This window comes from Pseudomonas sp. BS3782 TE3695 (genome assembly GCF_050435305.1).
Lineage (GTDB): Bacteria > Pseudomonadota > Gammaproteobacteria > Pseudomonadales > Pseudomonadaceae > Aquipseudomonas.
On sequence record NZ_JBNDKB010000001.1, the window covers coordinates 1,450,550 to 1,462,734 of the forward strand.

General features: G+C 58.8%; 12 protein-coding genes. 6 read left to right on the forward strand and 6 right to left on the reverse strand.

The window, feature by feature from the left end; translation table 11 throughout:
• Positions 1-66: 66 nt before the first annotated feature.
• Positions 67-1,548, forward strand: coding sequence for an anthranilate synthase component I (trpE, locus tag ABH909_RS06480; RefSeq protein WP_429431394.1), 1,482 nt, complete (start codon positions 67-69; stop codon positions 1,546-1,548).
• A gap of 347 nt (positions 1,549-1,895) precedes the next feature.
• Here the strand turns inward: trpE and estP are convergent, their stop codons facing one another.
• Positions 1,896-3,803 carry an esterase EstP gene (gene estP, locus ABH909_RS06485; protein WP_429431397.1) on the reverse strand — a complete coding sequence of 636 codons (1,908 nt, stop codon included), beginning with the start codon at positions 3,801-3,803 and terminating at the stop codon, positions 1,896-1,898.
• Positions 3,804-4,212: 409 nt separating this feature from the next.
• Between estP and ABH909_RS06490 the strand changes: the two genes are divergently transcribed.
• The 4 genes from ABH909_RS06490 (at position 4,213) to ABH909_RS06505 (ending at position 7,548) form a co-directional block, all read left to right on the forward strand.
• Complete coding sequence (locus ABH909_RS06490) at positions 4,213-4,806, forward strand: aminodeoxychorismate/anthranilate synthase component II (RefSeq protein WP_008067458.1); 594 nt, start codon at positions 4,213-4,215, stop codon at positions 4,804-4,806.
• Between the two features lie 9 nt (positions 4,807-4,815).
• Positions 4,816-5,865 (forward strand): anthranilate phosphoribosyltransferase, encoded by a 1,050-nt coding sequence (trpD, locus tag ABH909_RS06495; protein ID WP_429431400.1) that lies wholly within the window; start codon positions 4,816-4,818, stop codon positions 5,863-5,865.
• Positions 5,862-6,698, forward strand: coding sequence for an indole-3-glycerol phosphate synthase TrpC (gene trpC / locus ABH909_RS06500; RefSeq protein ID WP_429431403.1), 837 nt, complete (start codon positions 5,862-5,864; stop codon positions 6,696-6,698). The genes trpD and trpC overlap by 4 nt, the downstream gene beginning before the upstream one ends.
• Positions 6,699-6,846: 148 nt before the next feature.
• Positions 6,847-7,548: a lipoate--protein ligase family protein gene (locus tag ABH909_RS06505; RefSeq protein ID WP_429431405.1), complete on the forward strand. Its 702-nt coding sequence runs from the start codon at positions 6,847-6,849 to the stop codon at positions 7,546-7,548.
• Between the two features lie 10 nt (positions 7,549-7,558).
• On the opposite strand, the gene crp is transcribed toward ABH909_RS06505, so the two are convergent.
• Complete coding sequence (gene crp / locus ABH909_RS06510; protein WP_429431408.1) at positions 7,559-8,203, reverse strand: cAMP-activated global transcriptional regulator CRP; 645 nt, start codon at positions 8,201-8,203, stop codon at positions 7,559-7,561.
• Between the two features lie 249 nt (positions 8,204-8,452).
• Here crp and ABH909_RS06515 point away from each other — a divergent pair, with 249 nt between their 5' ends.
• Positions 8,453-8,875: an OsmC family protein gene (locus tag ABH909_RS06515; protein ID WP_007941657.1), complete on the forward strand. Its 423-nt coding sequence runs from the start codon at positions 8,453-8,455 to the stop codon at positions 8,873-8,875.
• 174 nt (positions 8,876-9,049) lie between these two features.
• Here ABH909_RS06515 and coq7 read toward each other — a convergent pair whose 3' ends face one another.
• The 4 genes from coq7 to ABH909_RS06535 all read right to left on the reverse strand — a co-directional run bounded on the left by coq7 (position 9,050) and on the right by ABH909_RS06535 (position 12,171).
• On the reverse strand, positions 9,050-9,697 hold the full coding sequence (gene coq7 / locus ABH909_RS06520) for a 2-polyprenyl-3-methyl-6-methoxy-1,4-benzoquinone monooxygenase (protein ID WP_008008345.1): 648 nt from the start codon (positions 9,695-9,697) through the stop codon (positions 9,050-9,052).
• Positions 9,698-9,921: 224 nt separating this feature from the next.
• Positions 9,922-10,260, reverse strand: coding sequence for a histidine triad nucleotide-binding protein (locus ABH909_RS06525; RefSeq protein WP_007906873.1), 339 nt, complete (start codon positions 10,258-10,260; stop codon positions 9,922-9,924).
• A gap of 82 nt (positions 10,261-10,342) precedes the next feature.
• Positions 10,343-11,131: an SDR family NAD(P)-dependent oxidoreductase gene (locus tag ABH909_RS06530; RefSeq protein ID WP_429431412.1), complete on the reverse strand. Its 789-nt coding sequence runs from the start codon at positions 11,129-11,131 to the stop codon at positions 10,343-10,345.
• Positions 11,132-11,193: 62 nt separating this feature from the next.
• Positions 11,194-12,171 (reverse strand): DUF805 domain-containing protein, encoded by a 978-nt coding sequence (locus tag ABH909_RS06535; RefSeq protein WP_429431415.1) that lies wholly within the window; start codon positions 12,169-12,171, stop codon positions 11,194-11,196.
• Between the last annotated feature and the right edge of the window lie 14 nt (positions 12,172-12,185).

The following is a 12,185-nucleotide window of genomic DNA, read 5'->3' on the forward strand; positions in this document are numbered from 1 at the left end:
TTCCTGGCCGGCGTACCGGCGCGTTTGCACACCTGACCGTTAGACCCTCAAGCCACGAGGCACCTCATGATCCGCGAAGAATTCCTGCGTTTGGCCGCTGCCGGCTACAACCGCATCCCGCTTGCCTGCGAAACCCTGGCCGACTTCGACACGCCGTTGTCGATCTACCTGAAACTGGCCGACGAGCCCAATTCCTACTTGCTGGAGTCGGTGCAGGGCGGCGAGAAATGGGGCCGTTATTCAATCATCGGCCTGCCGTGCCGCACCGTGTTGCGGGTTCACGATCACCACGTCAGCGTGACCCACGACGGCGTCGAGATCGAAAGCCACGACGTTGAAGACCCGCTGGCCTTTGTCGAAGCCTTCAAGGCGCGTTACAACGTGCCGACCATCGCCGGTCTGCCGCGCTTCAATGGTGGTCTGGTGGGCTACTTCGGTTATGACTGCGTGCGCTATGTGGAGAAGCGTTTGGGCAAATGCCCGAACCCGGATCCACTGGGCGTACCGGATATTCTGCTGATGGTGTCCGACGCGGTGGTGGTGTTCGACAACCTCGCCGGCAAAATGCACGCGATTGTCCTGGCCGATCCATCGCAGGAAGACGCCTTCGAACAAGGTCAGGCGCGTCTGCAAGCGCTGCTCGAGCAACTTCGTCAGCCGATCACCCCGCGCCGTGGCCTGGACTTCAGCAAACAGCAATCGGCTGACCCGGTGTTCCGCTCCAGCTTCACCCAGAACGATTACGAAAAAGCCGTCGACACCATCAAGGAATACATCCTGGCCGGTGACTGCATGCAGGTCGTGCCGTCCCAGCGTATGTCGATCGACTTCAAGGCCGCGCCTATCGATCTGTATCGGGCGCTGCGCTGCTTCAACCCGACGCCTTACATGTACTTCTTCAACTTCGGCGATTTCCACGTCGTCGGCAGTTCGCCGGAAGTACTGGTGCGAGTCGAAGACAATCTGATCACCGTGCGCCCGATTGCTGGCACTCGTCCGCGAGGTGCCAACGAAGAGGCTGACGTGGCGCTGGAAAAAGATCTGCTGTCGGACGACAAGGAAATCGCCGAGCACTTGATGCTGATCGATCTGGGCCGCAACGACACTGGTCGGGTTTCGGAAATCGGTTCGGTGAAACTCACCGAGAAGATGGTCATCGAGCGTTACTCCAACGTGATGCACATCGTGTCCAACGTGACCGGTCAGTTGAAGGCCGGTCTGACGGCGATGGACGCATTGCGGGCGATCCTGCCGGCCGGTACCTTGTCTGGCGCGCCGAAGATCCGCGCGATGGAAATCATCGACGAGCTGGAACCGGTCAAGCGTGGCGTCTACGGCGGCGCGGTCGGTTACTTCGCCTGGAACGGCAACATGGACACCGCGATTGCGATCCGCACCGCAGTGATCAAGAACGGCGAACTGCACGTGCAGGCCGGTGGCGGCATCGTCGCCGACTCTGTCCCGGCACTGGAATGGGAAGAAACCCTGAACAAGCGCCGCGCCATGTTCCGTGCAGTAGCCCTGGCCGAGCAGACGCCGGACATCTGAGTACGCAAAACCTGCAGGAACGGGCTTTTGTGGCGGGAGCTTCTGTGGCGAGGGGGCTTGCCCCCGTTGGGTCGCGAAGCGGCCCTCTGCATTCTTTCCTTTCAGGCTGATCAATTCGCCTGGATTTACGACTGCTACGCAGCCGAACGGGGGCAAGCCCCCTCGCCACAATAAGTGCTCACTATAAAAAACGCGGCGCCTGTAAGGGCGCCGCGTTTTTTGTGCCTGCCATTCCCGTGTAGGAGCTGCCGAAGGCTGCGATCTTTTGATCTTGTACCTCGGTCGCTCCCAACACCGCCAAAAGATTGCAGGCTGCGCCAGCTCCTACGCAAACCGCCTGCGCAGGGTCAGAAGTCTAGCGCCACCCCAACGCTGATGCCCTGTTGGGTAAAGTCATCATCCTTGCGGAACGTGTAACCACCACGCAGCGCCAGGTCGGCGGTCAATTTGTGGCTGACCCCCAGGCTCACGCGGTTCAAATGACTTTGCGGCGTATAACCTTCCAGCGTGAAGTCATTGGCCGGCAGGCTATTGAGGGCCATGTTTACCTTCTGAACGTCATCTTCGTACTCGCGTTCGTAGGCATATTCGCCAAAAACCTGGGTCTGACGGGTGAAGTTGTATTTGCCTTGCAAGCCGACACCCAGGCGTTTCGAGTCTCGGGTCTGATCATCAAAAGTCAGCGCCGTGGAGCGGTTGCCGTTTTCCGAGTAGCCGTCGACTTCCACTTCTGCGTAATCGGCACTGATGAACGGTGACAGATGCCATTCGCTGCCCGGTTGCGCAATGTCATAGCCAAGGCGAGTGCTGAAGGCCCAGAGATGGCCGTCGGTATCACCCTTTTCCCCACCTTCGCTGACACCCAGGTCGAATTTGCGTTCGAGGTTGTCGTAATCCAGTTTGCCACCGGTCAATGCGGCATCGGCCCACCAGCGATTCTGCTGAAACTGGGCGAAGGCGGTCGCCAGATAGCTATTGAGTTTGTAGTCCGAATCGTTACTGCCAGCGTCCAGGTTCTGACGATAGAAGCCTGCTGCCACACCCACGCGCCAGGCTTCATTGAGGCGATAGCTGCCACCGATATTCAGGTTGTAGCCGCTGCCATCAGCACTGGCGCCGCTGCTTTGACTATCGACATCCAGATGCTGACCACCGCCGGCGACAATCGCGCGCCATTGACCGACGGCCTGCCAGTTTTCCCAGTCGGATTGCCACTGGCTACGCAGTTCATCCTGATGGGCGCGTAAGGTGGCATGGGCCATTTCCGGCAGCAGCGTCAGTTCCCAAGGCGCCGACAGCAAGGAATAGGCGTAATCGGCGATCAGCTTTTGCCCGGCTTCCGTGGGGTGGACCGAGTCGTTATAAATCAGCTTGCTCGGGTCCGGGGTTGCACTGTTGATGCCATACACGGCGTTCTCCGTACAACCGCTGCCGCTAAAACAGGTGGCTGTCAGATTCTGGCCGGTGGCGAGGCCGAAACGCGCCGGGTCGGCGAAGGTTTCCTGCAACAGCAGTGGAATGTTCAGCGGGATAATTTCGGCATTGATCCCCGCCAGGCGTGTGACCAACTGTTGATTGAAGTCGGTACTCAGCTGTGAGATCGAGGCTTGTAATGGGGTGCCATTGACGGCGGGCGTCAACCCAAGGTCGGGCAGCAGCCAGACCACGATGTATTTGGCGCCGGCGGTTTGCAGCGTCTGCACGCTGTCGGCCAGTTGATTCGCCGCGGTATTGGCCTGGGCGGTATTGAGTACGCGGCCTTGAAGGAAGTCGTTGCCGCCCCCGGAGATGTAATACAGCGCATTCGGATCGGCGCGGAAATTGTTCGTCGGCAGATAGCCTGGTCGGGTGCGTTCGCCCGTGGCGGATTCGGTAGTGATCGAATCCAGAATCTGGTCGGTGCGGTAACCGCCCACGGCCCAGTTGTTGCCATCCACCAGCCCTTGATTGGCGCGTACAGCCGAAGTCGAGGCGGCGGTCTGATCTGCTGAGAACCCGAGACGTCCGCCCAACAATTGGGTGGAATTCAGCGAGCGAAATTCACCACTGCCATCCAGGTAGACCGGCCCTGTCCGGTTAGTAAAACGCTGAGTCGCACCGGCAGGGCCGCCCGTGTCGGTAAACTGCCCGGCATCGTTGAGGCTGTCGCCGAAGACGACGAAATTCGAATACGGGTTGGGCGCGGCGATCGCCTGGGCACAGGCCGCAGCGAGCAGGCATCCGGCGAGCGGTACAAACAACGTCTGTTTGATCATGAGCAAGTCCGTTTATTTATTGTTGTTGTAAGCGAAACGACAGTACCAAAAACTTCCGGCCCTTTGCCATCTATCGCGAACCCTTCGCTTGTTTCGCGCCCTGTCGCCCCGACCATATTGCACGCTCTGCCCAGCTAAGTTACTGTGCCGAGACGTATGAATGAGACCTTCCCCGTGTTGATCGTCAGCAAACTTCTGGATCAAGTCATCAAGGCACACGCCCGTTGGCGTTGGCGCGCCTGAATCTTTTCTGCCGGCCTGGCCGGACCTGTACCGCTTTGCCTTCTTTACCTGTATGAAATGCCGCTTTGCTGGCGCCACTCCAGCACCTGACAAAGCGCAACGCACTGCGGGTAAATCATTCGAAGGCCGTATTAAAAGTCAGTGAATTCAAGAGGTTCTTAACGCCATGTTGCTGATGATCGATAACTACGATTCTTTTACTTACAACGTTGTGCAGTACCTCGGCGAGCTGGGTTCCGAGGTCAAAGTCGTGCGCAACGATGAACTCACCATTGCCGAAATCGAAGCCCTCAACCCTGAGCGTATCGTCGTGTCGCCCGGTCCTTGCACCCCGACCGAAGCCGGTATTTCCATCGAAGCGATCAAGCACTTCGCTGGCAAGTTGCCGATTCTCGGTGTTTGCCTGGGTCACCAGTCCATCGGCCAAGCCTTTGGTGGCGATGTGGTCCGTGCCCGTCAAGTCATGCATGGTAAGACTAGCCCGGTATTCCACGAGGACAAGGGCGTGTTCGAAGGTCTGAATCGCCCGCTGACGGTCACCCGCTACCACTCGCTGATCGTCAAGCGTGAAACCCTGCCCGATTGCCTGGAACTCACCGCCTGGACCCAGCTCGAAGACGGCTCGGTCGACGAAATCATGGGCCTGCGCCACAAAACGCTGAACATCGAGGGTGTGCAATTCCACCCTGAGTCTATCCTCACCGAACAGGGCCACGAGCTGTTCGCCAACTTCCTCAAACAAACCGGCGGCACGCGCTAAGGACTTTCCATGGATATCAAGACTGCCCTGAGCCGTATCGTCGGCCACCTCGACCTCAGTACCGAAGAGATGCGCGATGTCATGCGCGAAATCATGACCGGGCAATGCACGGATGCGCAGATCGGCGCGTTCATGATGGCCATGCGCATGAAGAGCGAAAGCATCGATGAAATCGTCGGCGCCGTGACGGCGATGCGCGAGTTGGCGGACAAGGTTGAACTCAATACCCTCGACGGCGTGGTCGATGTGGTCGGCACCGGCGGCGACGGCGCGAACATTTTCAACGTTTCCACTGCTTCCTCGTTCGTGGTCGCGGCGGCCGGCTGCACCGTGGCCAAGCACGGTAACCGTGCGGTGTCGGGCAAAAGTGGCAGCGCTGATCTGCTTGAGGCGGCCGGTATCTACCTGAACCTGACGCCGGTCCAGGTGGCGCGTTGCATCGATAACGTCGGCATCGGTTTCATGTTTGCCCAGACTCACCACAGCGCCATGAAGCACGCCGCCGGTCCGCGCCGCGAGCTGGGCTTGCGCACGCTGTTCAACATGCTCGGCCCGCTTACGAATCCGGCCGGTGTGAAACATCAGGTGGTGGGTGTGTTCAGTCAGGCGTTGTGCCGGCCATTGGCCGAAGTCTTGCAGCGCTTGGGCAGCAAACACGTGTTGGTGGTGCACTCGAAAGATGGCCTGGACGAGTTCAGTCTGGCAGCCCCGACCTTTGTGGCTGAATTGAAGAATGATCAGATCACCGAATACTGGGTCGAACCCGAAGATTTGGGGATGAAGAGCCAGAGCCTGCACGGTCTGGCAGTGGAAAGTCCGGCGGCCTCCCTTGAGCTGATCCGTGATGCCTTGGGCAAGCGCAAGACCGAGATCGGTCAGAAAGCCGCCGAGATGATCGTGCTCAATGCCGGTGCCGCGCTGTACGCCGCTGATGTTGCCAGCAGTTTGAAAGAAGGCGTTGCCCTGGCGCACGATGCGCTGCACACAGGCCTCGCTCGGGAAAAACTTGAGGAATTGGGTGCATTTACCGCGGTATTCAAAGTGGAGAATGAGGGATGAGTGTACCGACGGTTCTGGAGAATATTCTGGCCCGCAAAGTCCAGGAAGTCGCCGAGCGTAGCGCCCGTGTGAGCCTGGCGGAGCTGGAAAACCTGGCCAAGGCGGCCGATGCACCCCGTGGTTTTGCCCAGGCATTGATCGATCAGGCCAAGACGAAACAGCCGGCGGTCATTGCGGAAATCAAGAAAGCCTCGCCCAGCAAAGGCGTGATTCGCGAGCACTTCGTTCCCGCCGACATCGCCAAAAGTTACGAGAAGGGCGGCGCGACCTGCCTGTCGGTACTCACCGACATCGATTACTTCCAGGGCGCCGATGCGTATCTGCAACAGGCGCGGGCTGCATGCAAGCTGCCGGTGATCCGCAAGGATTTCATGATCGATCCGTACCAGATCGTCGAGTCCCGTGCTCTGGGTGCCGACTGCGTGCTGTTGATCGTTTCCGCACTGGATGACGTAAAAATGGCCGAACTGGCGGCCGTGGCCAAAAGCGTTGGTCTCGATGTGCTGGTGGAAGTCCACGACGGCGATGAGCTGGAGCGGGCCTTGAAGACACTCGACACGCCACTGGTGGGTGTGAACAACCGCAATCTGCACACTTTCGAAGTCAATCTGGAAACCACCCTCGACCTGTTGCCGCGTATTCCGCGTGATCGTCTGGTGATTACCGAGAGTGGCATTCTCAACCGGGCCGATGTCGAGTTGATGGAAATCAGCGACGTGTATGCGTTCCTGGTCGGCGAAGCGTTCATGCGCGCGGAAAACCCGGGTACCGAACTGCAGCGCCTGTTCTTTCCCGAGCGTGGTGTTCCAGTGAGCGGTTCTACGCTCGACTGACTGAGAATCGGGGCGCTCCCTTCGCGAGCAAGCCCGCTCCCACATTACCCCGCGTTCATCCAGACAACGCGAATCCACTGTGGGAGCGGGCTTGCTCGCGAAGGCGGCATAAGATGCACCACAGACTGACCGTCCTATGGAATACCTTATGACCTCACCAACCCCCCTGACCATCGAAGCCGGCCTGCTTGCCGAGCAGGATCTGCTGGCGCATGTGTGCACCGGTGAGGCGGAATTCGGTCTGCTGTTCTGGCAACCCACTGACCGCGCATTGGTCATGCCTCGTCGCTTGAATCGTCTGCCACAGTTCGAGGCCGCCTGCGAAGTCTCCGCTGCCGCCGGCTGGCCGGTATTGCTGCGCGAAACCGGCGGTGAGCCAGTACCGCAATCGGCCTCGACCATCAACATCGCACTGGTTTATGCCCCGCCGCGCAGCGAAGGCGATTTGAACCGCATCGAAACCGGCTACCGGCGTCTGTGTGATCCGATCTGTCAGTTACTCGATGAGCTGGGCGGCACTTCGTCGTTGGGCGAAATTGAGGGTGCGTTCTGCGACGGCCGTTTCAACGTCAACCTCGATGGCCGAAAGATGGTCGGCACCGCCCAGCGGTGGCGCCAGAGCAAGGGCGGTCAGCGTCCGGTCGGCCTGGTACACGGGGCGATGTTGATCGATAACGAGCGAGAGTCGATGGTCGCGGCGGTCAATCGCTTCAATGAAGCCTGTGGCCTGGAGCAGCGGGTTCGCGCTGAAAGCCACATCGCCCTGCATGAAAAGTTTGCCGCTGCTGATGCGCTGGAACGGCTCGATACACTCTACCGACAGTTGCTGGCAGAAATGTTCGAAGCTTAAGTTCTCGAGCTTAGCGCGTACCGAAGACCACCATGGTCTTGCCCTTGACGTCGACCAGATTGCGCTCCTCCAAATCCTTGAGCACGCGGCCGACCATCTCACGGGAACAACCGACAATCCGGCCTATTTCCTGACGGGTTACTTTGATCTGCATGCCGTCCGGGTGAGTCATGGCGTCAGGTTGCTTGCACAGTTCCAGCAGACAGCGTGCAACGCGACCGGTCACGTCGAAGAAGGCCAGGTCGCCGACCTTGCGCGTGGTATTGCGCAAGCGCTGTGCGATTTGTCCGCTGAGCACGTAAAGAATGTCTGGGTCTTGTTGGGACAGCTCGCGGAATTTCGCGTAGCTGATTTCCGCGACGTCGCATTCGACCTTGGACCGCACCCAAGCGCTGCGCTCCTGTTCCAGGCCCGCTTGTTCAAACAGACCCAGCTCGCCGAAAAAGTCCCCGGCGTTGAGGTAGGCAATGATCATTTCACGGCCATCGTCATCCTCAATCAGAATGGTGACCGAACCTTTGATGATGAAAAACAGCGTGTCGGAGCGGTCACCGGCACAAATGATATTGGTCTTGGCGGTATAGCGACGGCGTTGGCAGTGCATCAACAGCTTGTCGAGGTTCTTGATTTTGGGTGTGGGGGTAATAGCAACCATGGTTGTATCCCGAAAAGACTGCACGGTGTGTTTGTTTTTTATAGGCGCTGGCGAAGCCTGCGATCCTTTTTGTTCGCTGCGAAGCTGGCTATGCGCCACTGATTTGGCGCCAGCTTAACAGACACATTCCTTCAAGATTCGAGAATTTGCCTACGACGCAGATGGTTATGTCCTAGGAAGGCGAAGCGCTGCCAATCAAGGGCCCTGTGCTAAGCTGGCGACCCTTTTTTAGACAGTGGAGTCTTGGCGATGAAGGCACGCATCCAATGGGCTGGCGAAGCCATGTTCCTCGGCGAATCCGGCAGCGGTCATGTCGTGGTCATGGACGGTCCGCCCGATGCCGGCGGTCGTAACCTGGGTGTCCGGCCGATGGAAATGCTCCTGCTGGGTGTTGGCGGCTGCAGCAATTTCGATGTGGTCAGCATCCTCAAGAAGTCCCGTCAGGCCGTCGAAAGCTGCGAAGCCTTCCTCGAAGCCGAGCGTGCGACCGAAGATCCGAAGGTTTTCACCAAAATCCACATGCACTTCGTGGTCAAGGGCCGCGGGCTGAAAGAAGCCCAGGTCAAGCGCGCCATCGAGCTGTCGGCCGAGAAGTATTGCTCGGCTTCGATCATGCTCGGCGCGGCCGGTGTGGCGATTACCCATGACTACGAAATCATCGAGCTCGGTTGAGTCGACGTGCAGACTCAGGTGATGCAAATTTTCTACGCGCGCAACATGCCGAACTAAGAGTTCCGAGTACAAAAAAAGGCGACTACCTCGAGGTAGTCGCCTTTTTTATTACGAACCGCGGTTCCTGTAGGAGCGGGCTTGCCCGCGATGGGGACGTCGCGGGCGCTGCAATACTTAGATCCGGTACGTACTCTTGGTCATTACCTTGGCCAACAGACTCATGCCGAACTTCACTGGTGCAGGAAAACGGAACCCCCCGGCATCCAGCGCACTTTCAGCATGATGTTCTTCGTCGATACGCATCTGCTCCAGAATCGCCCGGGATTTTTCATCCTCGGCCGGCAGTTGCTCGAGGTGTTCGTTCAGGTGTTTGCAGACCTGATGCTCGGTGGCAGCAACGAAACCCAGGCTGACTTTGTCGCTGATCAACCCGGCGACCGCGCCAATCCCGAACGACATGCCGTAGAACAGCGGATTGAGGATGCTGGTATGGCTGCCCAACTGATGAATGCGTTGTTCGCACCACACCAGATGGTCGATTTCTTCTTCGGCGGCGTGCTCCATGGCGGCGCGCACTTTCGGCAGCTTGGCGGTCAGGGCCTGACCTTGATACAGCGCCTGGGCACAGACTTCGCCGGTATGGTTGATGCGCATCAAACCGGCGACGTGTCGGGTGTCCTCGTCGCTCATTTGTGCATCCGGCTGCACGATGGCAGGCGACGGACGGTAGGGCTGACCACTGAAAGGCAACAAAGTCCGCATCGCGGCGTCGGCTTGCAGCAGAAGACGGTCAATCGGCGAGTAGTGACGTTGGGTAGTCATGCTGACCTCCGGGAAGAATCTCGGCGGCCAGTTTAACCCAATCGGCCGGGGGAGGGTTTGCGCTGGGTCATCTGTGGCGAGGGAGCTTGCTCCCGCTCGGCCGCGAAGCGGTCGTAAATTCAACCCACCGGTTCTGTCTGGAAAAACTCGATGCGTGGATTTGGGCTGCTTCGCAACCCAGCGGGAGCAAGCTCCCTCGCCACATAAACCTGTACTGCTTGCAATCAGCCCGGCGGCCAGTGCATCTGGCGTTGACCGAGCACGTGCATATGAATGTGATAGACGGTCTGCCCGCCCAATTCATTGCAGTTCATGACCACCCGGAAACCTTCTTCGCAGCCCAATTCCAGAGCCAGACGCTGGGCCGTGAACAGAATATGCCCGGCCAAAGCCTTATCGTCCTCGGTGAGGTCGTTAAGGGTGCGCACAGGTTTCTTCGGGACGACCAGGAAATGCACGGGGGCCTGTGGCGCGATGTCGTGGAAGGCCAGTACCTGGTCGTCCTCATAAATGATCTTCGCCGGGATTTCCCGGTTGATGATCTTGGTGAACAGAGTATCCACAGCTGTTTTCTCCGTTGTTTGGGCTGGGCTGAGTGTAACCATGGGTCAGGCCAGAGCCCAGTCTTTTGCCTTGAGGATTTGATCAGCGCGGACAATGAGCTTTGTTGACCATGCCCGCGATTGTCCGGGTCAGCCAGCGTGAGCCGAGCCGCGGCAGCAATGCAAACCAGCGATTCAGGCGGCCGGGAATAATAATGGCGCGATTTTTCGCCAACGCGCGCACCGTATAGAGCGCGACTTCTTCCGGGCTCATCAGCAAATTGCTCTCGACCAGTTTGTCAGTGTCCAGTTGCGCGGTGCGGAAAAACGCCGTGCGGGTCGGGCCGGGGCACAGCACCGATACTTTGACCGCGCATTTCTTCAGTTCGACCCGTAAACCTTCGGAAAAATGCAGCACGTAAGCCTTGCTGGCGTAATAAGTGCTCATCCAGGGGCCGGGATGAAACGCCGCGACCGAGGCGACGTTCAGAATCTGCCCGCCGCCCTGCAAGGCCATGCTGTTGCCGATGGCATGGCACAAGCGCGTGAGGGCCAGAATGTTCACTTCGATCAAGTCCTGTTCGGTCATCCAGTCTTGGGCCAGGAATGGACCGCAGGTGCCGATGCCGGCACAGTTGACCAGCAAATCGATCTGCCGGTCGCCTTCTTCCAGTTCCAGCAAAAAACCGGACAGTCTCAGCGGCTCGCCCAGGTCACAGGCACGAAACAGCACCTCCACACCAAAACGTTGAGTCAGTTCAATCGCAATGCTTTCCAGCTGATCACGCTGTCGGGCCACCAGAATCAGGCTGCGGCCGCGCCGGGCCAGCGCTTCGGCCATCGCCAGGCCGATGCCGCTGGAAGCGCCAGTGATCAGAGCGTAACGGGTCATGCAGTTCTCCATCGCAACAGCTCCGCGCCGGCGACGCAGGTGTCACGGGCGGGGAGCGCTGTTCATTCTTTCGCAGAGTCTACAGGGGGCTCGGCTGCTTCGGCTGCATCATCGGATGAATTCGGCGCCGGTTCGGCCTCATAGGCCGGCGCCACGTCGACTTCGTCGGTGATTACCGCGCTGCTTTGATAGGTGCTGTCGGTGGCGCTTTCGTATTCATCCTGGATCGCGGTGAGGCCTCCAGTCAGCCCGCCCACAAACATGATCGCGATAAACACCAGCCACAACGAAGCCAGCACCCTGACCGCATTGCTATTGGGCGGTGGCGGTGCGCCATATCGGTTGGCCGTGTTGTTGCCCGGCACGATCATTATGACAAACGGAAAGACGCTGCCTACGACCGGTACAAGGTTCAGCAGCCAGAGCCAGCCGGACCAGCCGATATCATGCAGGCGCTGCACACTGAACTGGATGCTGATGAAGGCGAGCACTACGACCAGAATAACGGCCAATAGACCCGCGAGAATCAAGCCTGCAGTGGAGTCCGTGCTGATGAGCGCGAAGCCGAAAATAGCCAACACGGAGCCAACGCCAAGCGTTACCAGCGTAAGGGCCATCGTCCAGGCCAGAAAGCGCAAGCGACCGATGCGGCCAACGAAACTGAAGGCCTTGAGCGTAGAAAACTCCGACAATGTTTCGCCGACAGAGGCGCGGGGCGGCGCATAGGGAGAATCAGGATCTGCCGTGACAGGTTGACTGTTGGCAGGAGCGTGTTCGTGAACGTCGGACAGGTTCAGCTCGATCGAGGGTTCTGTCTCGATTCGGGCATCGATGCCGGTTTTCGTCAGCGCCTGAAGGTAAATCTGCGCATCGGCGTGTGACAGGTCGCGCTTGAGTGCAACCTTCTGGCCACTGAACAGGCGTTCAATGGCCGCGACGTCGCTTTTGAACAGCTCGGCGAGATTGAGCTTCGCGGTGGTGACGTCAACACCTGGCTGCAGAGCGCCATCGAAGACGATCTTGAAACGGTTTTCGCTCATGGCCGGGCATCCTT

Coding starts and splice junctions, on each gene's coding strand:
- estP (WP_429431397.1), bottom strand. CDS start 3,803: ATGATCAAACAGACGTTGTTTGTACCGCTCGCCGGATGCCTGCTCGCT.
- coq7 (WP_008008345.1), bottom strand. CDS start 9,697: ATGACTACCCAACGTCACTACTCGCCGATTGACCGTCTTCTGCTGCAA.
- ABH909_RS06505 (WP_429431405.1), top strand. CDS start 6,847: ATGACCTCACCAACCCCCCTGACCATCGAAGCCGGCCTGCTTGCCGAG.
- trpC (WP_429431403.1), top strand. CDS start 5,862: ATGAGTGTACCGACGGTTCTGGAGAATATTCTGGCCCGCAAAGTCCAG.
- ABH909_RS06515 (WP_007941657.1), top strand. CDS start 8,453: ATGAAGGCACGCATCCAATGGGCTGGCGAAGCCATGTTCCTCGGCGAA.
- crp (WP_429431408.1), bottom strand. CDS start 8,203: ATGGTTGCTATTACCCCCACACCCAAAATCAAGAACCTCGACAAGCTG.
- ABH909_RS06530 (WP_429431412.1), bottom strand. CDS start 11,131: ATGACCCGTTACGCTCTGATCACTGGCGCTTCCAGCGGCATCGGCCTG.
- trpE (WP_429431394.1), top strand. CDS start 67: ATGATCCGCGAAGAATTCCTGCGTTTGGCCGCTGCCGGCTACAACCGC.
- trpD (WP_429431400.1), top strand. CDS start 4,816: ATGGATATCAAGACTGCCCTGAGCCGTATCGTCGGCCACCTCGACCTC.
- ABH909_RS06535 (WP_429431415.1), bottom strand. CDS start 12,171: ATGAGCGAAAACCGTTTCAAGATCGTCTTCGATGGCGCTCTGCAGCCA.
- ABH909_RS06490 (WP_008067458.1), top strand. CDS start 4,213: ATGTTGCTGATGATCGATAACTACGATTCTTTTACTTACAACGTTGTG.